General features: G+C 31.6%; 14 protein-coding genes. All 14 read right to left on the bottom strand.

Translation table 11 applies throughout. From position 1 onward, the window contains the following. Positions 1 to 3 precede the first annotated feature (3 nt). The 14 genes from ACIQ2J_RS03060 to ACIQ2J_RS02995 all read right to left on the bottom strand — a co-directional run bounded on the left by ACIQ2J_RS03060 (position 4) and on the right by ACIQ2J_RS02995 (position 16,620). The gene (locus ACIQ2J_RS03060; protein WP_396166548.1) at positions 4 to 1,158 is read right to left on the bottom strand and encodes a polysaccharide pyruvyl transferase family protein; all 1,155 of its coding nucleotides are present in this window, start codon (positions 1,156 to 1,158) and stop codon (positions 4 to 6) included. A gap of 3 nt (positions 1,159 to 1,161) precedes the next feature. Beyond that, a complete protein-coding gene (locus ACIQ2J_RS03055) occupies positions 1,162 to 2,193 on the bottom strand; it encodes a glycosyltransferase family 2 protein (protein ID WP_396166547.1) in 1,032 nt (343 codons plus the stop codon). A 15-nt stretch (positions 2,194 to 2,208) separates the two neighbouring features. Continuing rightward, complete coding sequence (rffA, locus tag ACIQ2J_RS03050) at positions 2,209 to 3,333, bottom strand: dTDP-4-amino-4,6-dideoxygalactose transaminase (RefSeq protein ID WP_396166546.1); 1,125 nt, start codon at positions 3,331 to 3,333, stop codon at positions 2,209 to 2,211. 38 nt (positions 3,334 to 3,371) lie between these two features. Then, complete coding sequence (locus ACIQ2J_RS03045) at positions 3,372 to 4,379, bottom strand: glycosyltransferase (protein WP_396166543.1); 1,008 nt, start codon at positions 4,377 to 4,379, stop codon at positions 3,372 to 3,374. A 52-nt stretch (positions 4,380 to 4,431) separates the two neighbouring features. Next, a complete protein-coding gene (locus ACIQ2J_RS03040; RefSeq protein WP_396166540.1) occupies positions 4,432 to 5,271 on the bottom strand; it encodes a polysaccharide pyruvyl transferase family protein in 840 nt (279 codons plus the stop codon). Continuing rightward, positions 5,261 to 5,839 carry a CatB-related O-acetyltransferase gene (locus tag ACIQ2J_RS03035; RefSeq protein WP_396166537.1) on the bottom strand — a complete coding sequence of 193 codons (579 nt, stop codon included), beginning with the start codon at positions 5,837 to 5,839 and terminating at the stop codon, positions 5,261 to 5,263. The genes ACIQ2J_RS03040 and ACIQ2J_RS03035 overlap by 11 nt, the downstream gene beginning before the upstream one ends. Beyond that, positions 5,818 to 7,092 carry an ABC transporter ATP-binding protein gene (locus ACIQ2J_RS03030; RefSeq protein ID WP_396166534.1) on the bottom strand — a complete coding sequence of 425 codons (1,275 nt, stop codon included), beginning with the start codon at positions 7,090 to 7,092 and terminating at the stop codon, positions 5,818 to 5,820. The genes ACIQ2J_RS03035 and ACIQ2J_RS03030 overlap by 22 nt, the downstream gene beginning before the upstream one ends. Before the next feature lie 90 nt (positions 7,093 to 7,182). Next, complete coding sequence (locus ACIQ2J_RS03025; protein ID WP_396166532.1) at positions 7,183 to 8,034, bottom strand: ABC transporter permease; 852 nt, start codon at positions 8,032 to 8,034, stop codon at positions 7,183 to 7,185. 573 nt (positions 8,035 to 8,607) lie between these two features. Beyond that, positions 8,608 to 9,654, bottom strand: a complete 1,047-nt coding sequence (gene rfbB / locus ACIQ2J_RS03020) for a dTDP-glucose 4,6-dehydratase (protein WP_396166529.1) — start codon at positions 9,652 to 9,654, stop codon at positions 8,608 to 8,610. 35 nt (positions 9,655 to 9,689) lie between these two features. Then, entirely contained in the window at positions 9,690 to 10,967 is a 1,278-nt protein-coding gene (locus ACIQ2J_RS03015) for a nucleotide sugar dehydrogenase (RefSeq protein ID WP_396166527.1), read from the bottom strand. 27 nt (positions 10,968 to 10,994) lie between these two features. Continuing rightward, on the bottom strand, positions 10,995 to 12,386 hold the full coding sequence (locus tag ACIQ2J_RS03010; protein ID WP_396166525.1) for a UDP-glucose 6-dehydrogenase: 1,392 nt from the start codon (positions 12,384 to 12,386) through the stop codon (positions 10,995 to 10,997). Between the two features lie 6 nt (positions 12,387 to 12,392). Next, positions 12,393 to 13,358, bottom strand: a complete 966-nt coding sequence (locus ACIQ2J_RS03005; protein WP_396166523.1) for an SDR family oxidoreductase — start codon at positions 13,356 to 13,358, stop codon at positions 12,393 to 12,395. 2 nt (positions 13,359 to 13,360) lie between these two features. After that, positions 13,361 to 15,826 (bottom strand): polysaccharide biosynthesis tyrosine autokinase, encoded by a 2,466-nt coding sequence (locus ACIQ2J_RS03000; RefSeq protein WP_396166520.1) that lies wholly within the window; start codon positions 15,824 to 15,826, stop codon positions 13,361 to 13,363. Positions 15,827 to 15,837: 11 nt separating this feature from the next. Continuing rightward, positions 15,838 to 16,620, bottom strand: a complete 783-nt coding sequence (locus tag ACIQ2J_RS02995; RefSeq protein WP_396166517.1) for a polysaccharide biosynthesis/export family protein — start codon at positions 16,618 to 16,620, stop codon at positions 15,838 to 15,840. Between the last annotated feature and the right edge of the window lie 8 nt (positions 16,621 to 16,628).

Raw genomic sequence — 16,628 nt, 5'->3', positions numbered from 1 at the left:
TATTTAAATTTGGGAAAGATAAATTGCAGCTTTTTTTGACATTTCTTTAATTCTTGGGATGTTGTTCGCCAATGTTTGAATAACTTCTTCTTCGTCTCGAACCATTTCTTGAAACTTTTCAATTAATTTAGAACTATCCGATATTTCTTTTAGGTTTAAAACTAGTTTTTCTTCCCCAAAAATATCTTTAGCTATTCCTTTTGATTTCACGCTATAACCTAACACCATAGTTGGAATTAAAGTAGAATAAGCCGCAATAGTTGCATGAGTTCGAGCTCCGATAAAAAATCGCATTCGAGAAATATATCCTTTATATTGAATAGCATTCAAATTGTTTGGCAATAATACAACCCTGCCCGTATTTTTAAATTCGTTATAAAAATCTTGTAAACAAGCATAGTCATCGTTCCCTTCTTCAATAACATGGGGCGTAAAAGCAATAGTCATAATGGTTGTTTCTAAAATATGCTGTACCAAATTAAATGCTGCTTGGTGAGAATCTTTATTCTTTTTCCATACTAATGGACTAAAATTAAAACCGAGAGTATTGCCTACTTGCCATCCTAGTGGCAATGGTAATTCTTCTTTATCCATAGTAAAAGCACCGTCAGCACAAAGTTCTACATTGGTTAAACCATGATTTGTTAGTATTTCATAGGTAAGAGATTCTCTAGCAAGAATTAAATCGAATAATTTAAGGTCTTCCAATTTTGAATCGGATAAATCCTCCTCTCCAATGGATGCTCCCCATAGCACAAGTTTCTTTCCTGCATTTTTTACATTTCGGTCAATTTCATAGATGCCAGGTTGTTCTCCATAACAATAATTATCGCCACCTATAGAAAGGATTATATCATAATTTGGAATTAATTTTATTAGATCTGAATGTATTACTCGGAACGCATAATTTTCATTTTGAAAGAGTTTATATTGGAGAACACATTGCATCCATTGCAAGGAAAACTTTTTTATTGATTTTGCTCTATCTAGATAAATGGTATCAATAAGCGGAATAATAACATCCGTTTCGGGTTTCCAAGAAGCCAAATCAACTTTGGCGTTTGGAATTTGTTTTTTAATCAAAGCAACTCCCGATCGCACTATAGCTTCGCAACCTCTATTATTACTACCTCCATGATAAAACATTAATATTTTCATAGTCTATCTATTTTTATATCTACTGTACATGGTTGCCAAATGTAGTTTGAGTGTAGATTTCTGTTTTATGGATTTAAGTAAAAATTTATCGTATCTATTGCTGTTTTTGAACAACAACCCAAAATGGTGACGAATCTCATTTTGAACCTCTTCATTATTAATCATTTCCTTAACAAAGGAATACCTCTCTTTGAAACTTAATTTATTAGAAGGATTAAAATAAATATGCACTAATGAGACAACATTTTTTAAAAATTTAATCGCTTTAATTTGTTGGATTTCTTCTTCGGAAAATTTTAGTTTCATACTTGATTTATAATCAAAATGATACATTAGCAATATATTTTGAAAATAATTGTGTTGCACTACATTTCGGGTAGCACTTCCCTCTACTTCTCTATAATTATAACCAGTATAATCTATATAAACCATTGATTGAATTATATTAAAATACAACATATTAAAAATATTGTCTTCACTCAAAGCATTTTTTGGAGGAAATTGAATGTTATTTTCTTTTATGATAGAAGCTTTAAATAGCTTATTGCATGAGGAAAATAAATCATCGTTTTCTAATAAATAAGGTAAAATGGTGTCTTTAATATAATCACTATCTAAAGTTATATTTTTGGTAAAATTGTAGGAGGTAATAACTTCTTTTTCATTGAAATAGGTTTTCATGTTAGACACAACCAAGTCACACGAATAAGTTTCTATAGCTTCTAATAATACAGAATACAAATGCTTTTCAATCCAATCATCACTATCCACAAAACCAATATAGGTGCCCTTGGCTATTTCTAAACCTTTATTTCTAGCAACACTTACCCCTTTGTTTTCTTGATTTATGATGCGAATTCTAGAGTCTTTAGCTTTATATTTTTCAAGAATAAACAAACTACAATCAGTGGAACCATCATTAATAAAAATAAATTCACAATTGGAATATGTTTGTTGTAATAAAGAGGTAACACACTGGTCCAAATAATTGGCAGTGTTATATACTGGAACGATGATACTTATTAATGGATTCATATTATTAAAGTATTTTTAGGCACATTGATTAACTATTTGCGTTATACAATTGATATCCAAATCATAAAACAAAGGCAGTCGCAATAAACAATCGGTAAATTTGTCACTATTTGGTAAATTTCGTCCGTCGTGTTTGCCTTTAAAATAATCACTTGCATGAAGCGATAAATAATGAAAAACAGCGGTAAAACCTGCATTTTTCAACTTAGTTATTAGTCGATTTCGATGTTCTAAGTCTTTTGTAACAATAAAAAAAGCATGAGCATTGTGGCTTGCATATTCTGGAACAAAAGGCAGTTGAATGTCTTTTATGTTTTTATCTGAAAATATTCTATTGTAGGTATTCCATATTAATTTTCTTTTTTCTTGAATAGCATCTAAACTTTCAAATTGTGCCCATAAAAAAGCAGCAATTAATTCGGAAGGCAAAAAGGAAGAACCTATATCTACCCACCCGTATTTATTGACTTCTCCTCTAAAAAACTCAGCCCTATTGGTTCCTTTTTCCCAAATAATTTCGGATCTTTTAATAAATCTTTCGTCGTTAATTGCTAGTAATCCGCCTTCCCCTGAAATTATATTTTTAGTTTCATGAAAAGAAAATGCTGCCAAATGTCCAATAGAACCTAAAGCTTTTTTAATTCCTTTTTTATTAGTATAATAACTATCAATAGCTTGCGCAGCATCTTCAATAACCAATAAATTATAACGGCTTGCAAGATTCATAATGGCATCCATATCACAAGCAATTCCGGCATAATGCACTATAACAATAGCTTTAGTATTAGGTGTAATTAAAGCTTCAATAGAACCAGCATCTATATTAGGATTATTAGAATACGAATCGGCAAAAACTACTTTAGCTCCTTGCCGTAAAAAGGGTAAAGCTGTAGAAACAAAAGTATAACTAGGCATTATCACCTCATCGGAAGTTTGAATATTTGCAAGTAAGGCACACATTTCTAACGCATCGGTACCGGAAGTCGTTAACAAAGCTTTTTTAATACCATACTTTTCCTCAAAGAAAGTTTGACAAAGTACGGTAAATGGACCATTTCCAGAAAGTTTGCCATTAGCAATAGCTTCACCCAAGTATTGAATTTCTTTTCCTGTAGTATGTACTTTATTAAATGGAATCATAATCTATTGTATTTTTAAACTAAAAGTAATCGCATGCTTTATATCTTATCGAATTCACTAATTTTCTTTTTTGTGTTTTTTAAAATCATTTTAAAATAAAGTCGTGTTTTTTCTAAAAAATGAAAAATAAAAAACAGAAAGAATGACTTATTAAAAAATTTATATTGTTTAGAAATCAAATCTTCTAAATAGGTTAATTTATTTTCTTTCAAAAACAATTTAACTCTTAAAAACCTTTTTTTATGCAGCGTTGGCATGATGTTCCAATCTAATAATCTTTGAAGAAAAATTAATTTTACTTTATTAAAATATTCCTCTTCCATAGCTTTTGGATTTGGAAAATTTTGAATTTTAAACTCCTCCAATTTTTGTATAGCAATCAAACATCCATTAAAAACTTTTTCACTTTTAGTCTTATTACTCGCTGAATTAGCATGTTGAAAATAGTTGTAATAGGGTAATGAAAAATAGCTACAGCGCTGTGCTTTCGATTGGGCCATAGCATTAAAAACCGTGTCTTCCCCAACAATAATCCCCGGGATGAAATAGATGTTTTTTATTAATTCTTTTTTATAAAGGGTTGAAATAAAAGTTCTTCTTTCATGTACAAACCCATTATGAACTAATTCATCCGATCCGACTTTTGGAGAATCTTCAATAAATATTCCCTTACTATCACAATAGGTTAAATTCAAATACAAAATGTCTAAATTTTCTTTAATTGCAGCTTTAACAACTGAACCTAAAGTATTTTCATTGATAGTATCATCGGCGTCTATAAAAGTTACATAATTCCCTCTTGCAATGGATAATCCTAAATTTCTTGCCGAGGACACTCCCTTATTAGTTTGTTTTAAATAAATAATATTTTCATGAACTTCAGTAAATTGTAATATAATATCTTCTGAACCATCGGTTGATCCATCATTAATTAATATTATTTCATATTCCGATTTGGATAAATCTTGTTTCAAAGTACTTTTAATACAATTTAACAAGTATTTTTCAGCATTAAAAATCGGAATTATTATACTTAATTTTATCACTTTACTCTTTTTTATAATCTTTGTTTTGAAATTTCAAAACCTTGTTCCTTTTTTAAATTTTTAAAAATTCTTTAACCTTTTTATTTTGTATTTTATATGGAAAACTTGTTATTAGCCCTTTCTGAACTTCATTAATTCTATTTTTTTCGGGCAAATAAAAACCTGAATCGCTTAACAATTCATTATCAATAGTTTTACTCTCACAAAACTGAACATTATAGACACCTAACGATTCAAAATAATCATAAAATTTAACGTTACTTCCTGACAATTTATCTGAAAATTTCCACCACTTAGCTTCAATATTATAGGCATTTGCAACTATTATTCCGTGTAATGAAGTGGATATAATTTTTTCACATTTTAGAATAGCATCAATTACCAGCTCTATATTTTCTGTCAATAAATTAATTATCAAAATGTCTTTATTGCCATCATAAATTGTTTTAATTTCTTCAAAATCTACATAATGACAAACAACTCCATATTTATATTTTTTACTTTTTGTATTTCTATAAATTAATGGCAAAAGCAACGCAGGATCTCCAACTATATCTGGTACTTTATATCCAAGGCTTCTTAATCTTTTAATCGTTTTAAATCCTCTTACCGCTTTAAAATCACCTCCTCTAATGATTCCTTTTTCATCAACAATTCCTGTTCCCCATACAATTGTATTAGGATTTGAAATTTCTAAAATACTTCCTACCATTATAGAATGCTTAATATATTTGGCCAAAATGAAATTGGGATCAAATAATATTGGCACCCTTCCAGTTAATTTTTCAACTAAGTATGGTGTTATAATATCTCCAAAATTCTCTTTGTTTTCTTCTCTGTATTTATGAAAATCTTGAAAAGTCCACCAAAATACTTTAGGTTTATTGCTCATTCGGTATATTAAAAAAGAAATCCCTATTTTCAGATATCTTTTTATCGTCCCAAAGCCACCATTGCGTTTTTTTAAGGTAGGAAATTTGTTTTTCATTGAATCTATATTTTATAATTCTAGCAGGATTCCCAGCTACTATTGCATAATCTGGAACGTCTTTTGTAACTATTGATCCAGCACCAATACATACGCCATCACCTATATTAATATTTGGCAATAGTGTTACATCATCACCTATCCACACATCATTTCCAATCTTAATAGTATTCGTTTTAGAAAATTTAATTGGATATTCTTTAAAATTTTCAAAATACAAGCTGTATTGAATGGAAGGAAGTGTATAATTATGATTGGAGAGTATTACTTTTAAATTTTCTCCAATAGCACAATAATTACCAATTTGAAATTGGCCATTTCCTTTTATTTTAAAATTACCGTTATGGTAACTTTTATTTCCAGCAATTATTTTAAAACTATCCGTAATTAAATAGGGCGGTGGCTCTTGATACAAAATCAAGTACCTTAATTTATTGATGATTTTATTTTTTAATCTTTTACCAATTCCCATTTTGAATTATTTGAAAATACTACATAATTACCCGAAGGTATTTTTCCTGTTTGATAAATATCACCCTCAATAATACTAAAGCTTAAACAGTTACTTTTTATTTCAATAGTGTTTTGTCTATTTGCAAGACCAATAGTGATGTTATATTTTCCAGGCATTAATTTTAAATCTCTAATAGTAACATTAAAATGAAAATCTTTATCCGATGCGAATTTACTATTGGACATTTCAAAACTTCGAATTGCAATTAGCTCTAAACCAAAGTTATTTGAAATGATTATGCTAGATTTAATATCATCCAATGTCGAATTCAATTTTACAAAAACTTTAATAGTTATTTCATCTCCCATTATAAAATTAGAAACCTTTGTGTCTTGACTACCAAAAACTTCTACTCTGTTGATATAGCATTCCGCGTTTTTTGGTTCAAAATCAATGTATGTTTTTTCATTTGACACATCATATAATTTCACATAATTATCAATTAACGAATTAACCGAATCGTATGCAACACAATTTCCTTTATCTAATAATATTCCTCTAGTGCATAAATTTTGCACGGCAGCCATATTATGACTCACAAACAAAACTGTTCTTCCTTCGGATTTACTTACGTCCCCCATTTTGCCAAGGCATTTCTTTTGAAATTCAGCATCTCCTACCGCTAAGACTTCATCTACAATCAATATTTCACTTTCTAAATGGGCTGCAACCGCAAATGCTAAGCGTACATACATTCCTGAGGAATATCTTTTTACGGGTGTATCTATATAACGTTCTACTCCACTAAAAGCAATAATTTCATCTAACTTTCTAGTAATTTCAGCATGGCGCATACCTAAAATAGCACCGTTTAAATAAATATTTTCACGACCAGTCATTTCAGGATTAAACCCTGTACCAACCTCTAATAGAGATGCAATTCGGCCGTTTATCTTAAATCTTCCTGTGGTAGGTTTAGTAACTTTGCTTAATAGTTTAAGCAAGGTACTTTTACCCGCACCGTTTCTGCCAATAATCCCAACTGCATCGCCTTGTTCAATTTCAAAATTAATATCCTGTAAGGACCAAACGTAATCACTTTCTCCTTTAATAGCTCGATCGTTTGCATCACCAATTTGCAAATAAGGATCTTCTTTTCCTCTTACCCTACTCCAAAAACGATTCAAGTCGTGACTTAAAGTCCCAGTCCCCACTTGTCCAAGTCGGTATTGTTTGGAAATATTTTCAGCTTTTATAGCTAACTGCTTCATTCTATATTTTTTATACTTTTAAAGTAATTTTCTTATAATACTTCAATCCTTCCTACTTCCTACTTCCAACTCCCTACTTCCTACTTCCTACTATACTGTATCCATAAAACTTTTCTCTACTTTATTGAAGATTAATACTCCTAAAATTAGTATGGCCAAAATAAAACCAGAACTAAGCAACAAACTATTAGGATTAAAACTACCAGAACCTAAAAAGCCATATCGGAAGCATTCAAAAATACCGGTTAACGGATTCAAATTTAAAATCCATTGGTATTGTTCGGGGAAGGAAGTTCTAGAGAAAACCACCGGAGTTGCATACATAAACAACTGAATTCCAAAAGAAAGTAGAAAAACTAAATCTTTATACTTAGTTGTTAATGAGGAGAAAATCATTCCCAATCCCAAAGAAAAACTAGCCATTAACACTAGTAACAAAGGGGTTGCCAATACCCACAAATTAGGGTGTAGCGTATTTTTTGCAAAAGTATAATAAAGTACCACTGCCACAAAAAGAGCGAATTGTATAACAAACTTCATTAAGCCGGAAACCACAATAGATAATGGCATTATCAACCTAGGGAAATATACTTTTCCTAATACTGCAGCATTATCCTTAAAAACTGTAGAAGTTTTAGTTAAAGTCTCTGAAAAATAATTCCATATAGTAATGCCCGATAAGTAGAAAGCTATTTGTGGAGTACCATCGGTAGATAATTTAGCTATTTGTCCAAATAGTAACACATATATCAAAGTTGTTAAAATAGGTTGAATAAAAAACCAAATTGGCCCTAATATGGTTTGTTTATAGAAAGTAATATAATCTTTTTTTACCAACATTAATAATAAATCCCTATAACGCCATAACTCCTTTACATTTACTGAGAAAAGTGAGTTTTCAGATTGGATTTCTTCAGTCCAAAGTTGATTAGGCTTATTCATTATGCATTATTTTTTTATTTGAATTTTCAAATTTCGCAAAATAACAAAACCACTTTTCATAGCATTACGCATACAGGTTTTTTTATAAAAAAATATTTGAATAGTAAAAATCACTCCGCCTTTGCTACTTATTTAGGACTTAACACCTATTTATAAGGCGCCTATTTATTAAGCCTTTACCCTAATAAAATTAAAGAATCAGCGAATTTTCAACATCAAATAAATGCTATTAAACCATTACCATTAAAAAATATTCAATTATAGGACGCACAATACTAATCTTAAAATTAGTAATTTTCAAATAATATAAAAGCAAACGAAACTATAAGATAAATAATTTCTCTACTTTTTATGGACTGTTATTCGATATTTTAATTATAAAATGAATCCTAATTTAAATTTTGAGTTTAAATTAGGAAAAGGTTTTGTGAATCCTTATTACGATATTATTTAACAAAAGTACTCTCTTTTATTTTAATCACCAAATAATTAATTTGTTAAATAATCTATTATTTTAATAAAAAAATAAGGTATTCTTATTGAATTAAAAAATAAATAACTCTATTGGTTGAATTACTGGTATTGCTTATCATAATACTTAGCATAGGCACCAGAAGTAACGTTTTTAAGCCATACGTCATTAGATAAATACCAAGCAATGGTTCGTTCTAATCCTTCTTCAAAAGTTACGGATGGTTTCCAGCCCAATTCTTTATTTATTTTAGACGCATCAATAGCATAACGCAAATCATGTCCAGGACGGTCTTTTACATATGTAATCAACTCTGCGGATTCTCCTGCTTGACGACCTAATTTTTCGTCCATTTGTTGGCAAAGTAATTTTACCAAATCAATATTTTTCCATTCGTTAAATCCTCCAATATTGTAGGTTTCATGATTTTTACCTTCGTGAAAAACCAAATCAATTGCCACGGCGTGGTCTTCTACAAAAAGCCAATCACGGGTATAATTTCCGTCACCATAAACTGGTAATGGTTTTTTGGTGATAATATTATTAATAAACAGCGGAATCAATTTTTCAGGAAAGTGATTCGGACCATAATTATTAGAACAATTAGTAATTACATATGGCAAACGATAAGTTTCTCCGTAAGCACGCACAAAATGATCAGAACTTGCTTTAGAAGCGGAATATGGGGAATTCGGATCGTATGGTGTCGTTTCGGTAAACAAACCAGTTGCTCCTAAAGAACCATAAACCTCATCGGTAGAAATATGATAGAATCGTTTACCTTCCATAGCACCTGCCCAAATGGTTTTAGCAGCGTTTAAAAGATTCATAGTTCCAATTACATTGGTACGCACAAAACTTAAAGGATCGGTAATAGAACGATCTACATGTGATTCGGCTGCCAAATGCAAAACGCCTTCAAATTGGTGTTCTTGAAATAAATCGTTAATAAAATCAGCATCTACAATATCTCCTTTTATAAAAGTATAATTGGGTGCATCTTGAATATCGGTAATGTTTTCTAGATTTCCGGCATAGGTTAAAGCATCCAAATTAAAAATTTGATAATTAGGATAGTTAGTTACAAATCTTCGCACCACATGAGAACCAATAAAACCTGCTCCTCCAGTAATTAATATCTTTTTCATTTTTTTATTTTATATATCTTTATTCTAAAAATCAATTATAATTTACCATCTACAGCACCGGTCAATACTCCTTTAACATCATACACCACGGCATTGGTTTTCTTTAAAGGATTTAAATCTAAATTTAAAAATTCTTTATGGGAAACCCCTAAAACAATAGCATCAAATTCATCTTTTGGTAATGAATTAGTGGTGATCAAATCGTACTCGTGTGACACTTCTTTCGGGTTTGCCCACGGATCGTAAATAGTCACATCAATTCCGTAATCTTTCAAACATTTGATAACCTCAACTATTTTAGTATTTCGAACGTCGGGACAATTTTCTTTAAATGTAATCCCAAGCATTAACAATTTCGAATGATTAACAGGAATTCCTTTTTTAATCATTAATTTAACAATTCTGGAGGCAACATATTCGCCCATACTATCGTTCAATCTTCTACCTGCCAGAATAATCTCGGGATGGTATCCTGCTTCTTGGGCTTTTTGAGCCAAATAATACGGATCTACGCCTATGCAATGTCCACCAACTAGGCCAGGTTTGAAATTTAAAAAATTCCATTTTGTTCCAGCGGCTTCTAATACGGCTTGGGTATCAATTTCTAAAATATTAAAAATTTTAGCCAATTCATTTACAAAAGCAATGTTGATATCGCGTTGCGAATTTTCAATTACTTTGGCAGCTTCAGCAACCTTTATCGAAGGAGCTAAGTGCGTGCCTGCGGTAATCACCGATTTATATAATTCGTTTACTTTAATTCCTGCTTCGGGGGTGGAACCTGCGGTAATTTTTAAAATTTTATCTACAGTATGTTCCTTATCGCCTGGGTTGATTCGTTCTGGAGAATATCCTGCAAAAAAATCAACATTGAATTGCAATCCGCTTACTTTTTCTAAAACAGGAACACATTCTTCTTCGGTTAATCCAGGATACACAGTAGATTCGTAAATTACAATATTTCCTTTTTTCAAAACCTTTCCAACGGTTTCACTGGATTTATACAATGCAGTTAAATCAGGACGATTGTTCTTATCTACAGGAGTTGGAACGGTAACAATATAATAGTTACAATCTGTTAAATCCTGCATGCTGGTGGAACAATAAAGTCCGATTTTAGAAAGTGGTGCATCAATTAATACGGATTGCAACACCTCTTTATCTACTTCTAAAGTGACATCCAAACCAGAATTCAATTCGTTCACGCGTTGTTGTTGAATGTCAAACCCTACCACCGAATATTTTGTAGCAAAAAGCCGTGCTAGAGGCAATCCAACATATCCCAAACCAATTATTCCAATTTTTATGTCCATCTAAAAAGAGATTACTCCAATATATTATTAAGAACCTATTCCTTGGTAATTAAACCCAATTGCTCGCAATTTAGCAGCATCCAAAACATTTCTTCCGTCAAAAACGAAAGCAGGTTTTAGCATACCATCGTATATTTTTTGCCAATCGTAATTTTTAAATTCCTCCCATTCGGTTAGAACAGCTATAGCATGGGCACCATTACAAGCATCGTAAGCATTATCGCAAGTGGAAATATGTTTGCTATTTTGCTCTTCACTTCTAGTTTCTAGATAATTCAAATCGAAAAGAATTTGTGTATGATTTACCTTAGGATCGTAAACGGAGATTTTTGCTTGTTCGTTTATCAAATCATCGGCAACATAAATTGCAGGAGATTCTCTCGTATCGTTGGTGTCTTTTTTAAATGCCCAACCTAAAAATGCAATTTTCTTATCGGAAATGGTATTGTAAAGTGTACTTACTATATTCTTAGAAAAACGTCTTTTTTGGTGGTCGTTCATGATAATCACTTGTTCCCAATAATCAGCAACTTCGTGCAAACCAAACGATTTTGAAATATAAACTAAATTCAAAATATCTTTTTGAAAACAAGAACCTCCAAAACCTACAGATGCTTTTAAGAATTTAGGTCCAATTCTACTATCCATTCCAATTGCTTTGGCTACTTCATTTACATCGGCACCTGTTTTTTCACACAATTCTGACATAGCATTGATAGAAGAAACACGTTGTGCTAAAAATGCATTAGCAGTTAATTTAGACAATTCGGAAGACCAAATATTAGTAGTTAATATCCGCTCTTTAGGAACCCAGTTGGCATAAACATCCACCAAACATTGAATGGCATTTTGTCCTTCGGGAGTAGTATCGCCTCCAATTAAAACCCTATCCGGACTTAATAAATCTTCTACAGCAGTACCTTCTGCAAGAAATTCTGGATTGGATAAAATTTGAAATTGCACCCCGTTTCCAGTATTATCTAAAATATTTTTTATTGCTTCTGCAGTTCTTACTGGCAAAGTAGATTTTTCTACAACAATTTTATTGTCTTTAGAAACTCGGGCAATTTGTCTTGCACAAAGTTCAATATATTTTAAATCGGCAGCCATTCCTTTTCCAGAACCATAGGTTTTCGTTGGCGTATTTACCGAAATAAAAATTAGTTGCGCATCGGCAATTGCTTTATCCACCTCCGTCGAAAAGAATAGATTTTTACCTCTTGATTGTGCAACGATAGCTCCCAATCCTGGTTCGTAAACCGGAATATTATCTACATCGGCATCGTTCCATTTGGCAATTCGTTGTTCGTTCAAATCGACAACAGTCACTTTTATATGTGGACATTTTTGGGCGATAACTGCCATGGTTGGTCCTCCAACATATCCAGCACCAATACAACAAATGTTTGTAATTTTCATTCTAATTTATTTTAAATTTTCCCAATACCATTGCACGGCCTCTTTCAAGCCATCCTGAAATGAATACTTAGGATTATAGTTTAAATTGTTTTTTGCTTTTTCTATACTTGCCAACGAATGTGGGATATCCCCTGCTCTGTTGGGTCCGTGAATAATTTCTATATCTGCAATGGAACTGTCCAATTCCGAAAGGTATTTTTTTAAATACAACACCATATCGTTTAAAGTGGTTCGGTCACCAAAGGCCGTATTGTAAACGGTATTTATCGCCAACGGATTTTGAGTAGTCATCGCCAATTCATTCATTTGAATCACATTATCAATATAGGTGAAATCTCTAGAATACATTCCGTCACCATGAATTATAGGGCTTTCGCCTTTCATGAATTGCATTACAAATTTAGGAATAACCGCTGCATAGGCTCCGTTAGGATCTTGTTTTCTTCCAAAAACATTAAAATAACGCAACCCAATAGTTTCCAAACCATATATTTTACTGAAAATCTCCGCATATAATTCGTTTACATATTTCGTAATAGCATAAGGCGACAATGGTTTCCCGATGTTCTCTTCTACTTTTGGAAGTGCTTCTGAATCGCCATAAGTCGAAGAACTAGCAGCATAAACAAATCGTTTTACACCTGCATCTCTCGCGGCAGTCAACATATTTAGAAACCCGGAAACGTTCACCTCATTCGTAGTAATTGGATCACTTATAGAACGTGGCACCGAGCCCAAAGCTGCTTCATGCAATACATAATCGACACCAGTTACTGCCAATTTACAATCTTCTAAGTTGCGAATATCTCCTTCAATCAAAGAGAATTTTTCATTGGATAAAAAAGGTGCAATATTATGCCGATGCCCTGTTGAAAAATTATCCAAACAGACCACTTCTTTTCCTTGTGCTAAAAAATATTCGCACAAGTTAGATCCAATAAATCCTGCTCCACCAGTGATTAGTATTTTCATTTTTAATTGCTATTATTAGCAAACATTTTTTTTATTTTTTGGAATAGTTTCTTCAAACTATTTTGCGATTCTTCTTCTTCATGATATCCATTAGCATAAGCCCCGTAACCATAACCATAGGCATGTCCATAACCATATTTTGCTTTGTTTTCAAATCCGTTTAGAACAATACTTACATTCACAAGCTCTTCGCGTTTTACTCTATTGTTAAGCAAGGTTACCATTTCTTTTTTGGTAAAATTTTGACGCATAATATACAGCGTTACATCGGCAAACATTGAAAGTTCTACAGCATCGGTTACTAAACCAACCGGCGGGGTATCTAGAATAATATAATCGTATTTTTTCTTTAATTCGGCCATAAATTCTTTCATGGATTCTCCCATAATAAGTTCGGAAGGATTTGGAGGAATAGGCCCGGATGTAATTACATCTAAATACGGAATAACAGAGGATTGGGTTACTTCTGCAAGGGTTTTACTTCCTATTAAGTAATCAACAATTCCTACTTTATTATCCAAATTAAAATCATCAAATATTTTTGGTTTTCGTAAGTCTAATCCTACAATAACCGTTTTCTTTTCGCTTAAAGCAAATACGGTAGCGATATTGATACAACAAAAGGTTTTTCCTTCCCCACTCACCGAAGAGGTAAGCATTAAGGTTTTAGTTCCCGTGACCGATTGCTTTTTATATAAAAATTGCAAAGACGATCTAATCGCTCTAAAGGATTCTGATAAGGCCGATTTTGGTTTTTCAAAAACAGCTAAATTACTTTCTGTATTTTTAACTCCTATTACACCTAATAATGGAAGGTTAGTTAATCTAGAAACATCCTCGGTATTTTGAATGGAATTATTGATAAAAAACAATAAGAATATTATTACCAATGGTCCAAATAATCCTACAAAAATAGCTAATACGTAATTCACACTTGTGCGTGGGCCTATTAATCCTTCGCCAATATCTTTGGCAGGATCGATAAACTGAATATCGGATAAATTGGCCGCTTTAACAATTTGAGCTTCACTTCTTTTTGCAAGATAGGTTTCGTAAATACCATTACTTAAATCATATTTTCGCATGATTTTAATGTACTCTTGTTTCTCTTCAGGAAGGGTCATGATTTGACCTTCTACTTGACTAATTTTACTTTTAACTTGGGAGGCATCCAACTGAATAGCAGCTTTGGCAGAATTAATATTTTCTAATAAAACTCTTTTTACAGAGGCTATTTCATTATCAATATTATTAAACATTACTTCACTTTTAACCGAATACACCATTTCGGATCTTCTTACGGAAAGCTCCACCAATTTAGTAACATTAAAAACAATATTAGGATCTTCAATACCCGCTACTGATGGCGCTGGAAGTTTAGAAAAATCGGTACTCTTTTTTAAATAATTATTAAGAGTAGTGTAGTAATTTAATTTGCGAGTTACCTCATTATTTGTTTTATCTAAATCTTGAATTTGATTTTGAAATATTTCTCCTCCATTTTCAATTTGGGAGATGTTTTTATTTTTGCTAAATTCTTTTAAATCAATATTGGCCTTTTTTAAATCTCCTTCCATAATCTGCAAGGTAGTATCAATGTATTTTATGGTATTTTCGGCAAATAAATTTTTATTATCTAATTGTTTTTTAATAAGCGTCTTTACAGTTTCGTTAAGATAATCTACAATCCTAGCTTTATTTGCACCATCTAAAGATAATTTCATGATAGATGGTGCTTTTTCATCTATAGTAATTTTTATATTTTTATATTTAGAAACTACTTCATCAAAAGAACTAAAAGAAACCATATACTCGCTTCCTACATAATCTCCCGGATTGCCTTTTATATTCAAAACCCAATTTAAAAATGGCAAATTTACTTGTTGCCCAACTTTAAATCTTTTAACGATTTTAGAATCTACAACAGAAACCGCATTTTTGGAATTTTCCAAATAATTAATTACCGCTAACGAATTCGAATTCGCATTTATTGTAATTTCATATTCGGTTTTAGAAAGAAATTTAATAGTTACCGGAACGTCAAACAATTGATTTTTAGACTTATCTATAGCAACTGAAAATGGAGTGTTTCCATAAACATCTTCTATAAAATATTTTTTCTGCTGCAAATATTCTACATAAAACTGTAATTTATCTACCACAATTTCATTATGAGAACGCGACTTAATAGTGGTTGCAATATTTTGCACCTGATCTGAGCTTCCTCCCCAATTAAAGACCAAACTAGTATTTGAAGTAAACAACGGATTATCTTGCTCCTTAATAGCAATTGTAGTTTCAAGGGAATAGATCTTTTGTTTGCGAATATTAATCTGGTGGGCAACTATTAAACAAAACACCAACCCAAAAACAAACCATTTCCAATAGCCTCCTATTTTGATTAAGAAACCTTTAAAATCAAAGCTGTTTTGGTTTTCAAAAAAAGAAAAATCTTTAATGTCTAACATTAATTTGTGGTTTATTTAAGTAGTAAAAATGTGGTGGTTGCTAAGGATAATATAGTAATGATGGTTCCTAATGACTCTATACCCGTTTTTCCTGTTCCCCAAGATTTTTGTTTGAGAGGTTTTACATATATATAATCGTTAGGTTGCAAATAATAACATGGCGATTGCATAGCCCTAGAATCCGTTAAATCAATGCTAAAAGTTTCGGTTCCTTGCGGAAACTGACGAATTACTTTTACATCTTTTCTATCGCCAATGATGGTAATATCTCCAGAATTAGCAATAGCTTCTAATATGGTCACTTTATCTTGGTATAGAATTTTGCTCCCTGTAGTTCCAACCTCTCCGTTGACAGTATATCGAAAACCAGATAGTTTAACATTCACATAAATTCCTGCTTCTTTTTTAAAGTGGTCTTTAAGCAATAACATTTCTATTTTTTGTCTTGCTTCTTCAATGGTGTAGCCTAATACGTTAACTTCTCCAAGAATTGGCATTCTAATATTTCCATGGTCGTCAATGGAGTATCCCTTTAAATATAATAATTGATCGGAAATAGCGGTTTGGGTTGTAGCATCACTATTAAATATCTCAACTAATTTTGGATCAATAGCTTTAACAGTTAGGCTCAAAATATCGTTGGTTTGTAATCTATATGGTTTTGAAGCAACAGGATTAATCGCGTTTTCGGTAGTAGTACCTTTTTTTTGAAGATAAATTAAATCCTGCGTTGGCACACAAGAAGTAACTATTACTCCAACAAAAAACAATAAGTACAGTATTCGATTATTCATTCTTAAAA

The sequence above is a fragment of the Flavobacterium sp. genome (genome assembly GCF_044357305.1).
Taxonomy (GTDB): domain Bacteria; phylum Bacteroidota; class Bacteroidia; order Flavobacteriales; family Flavobacteriaceae; genus Flavobacterium.
This window is presented reverse-complemented; position numbering and strand designations above follow the sequence as displayed.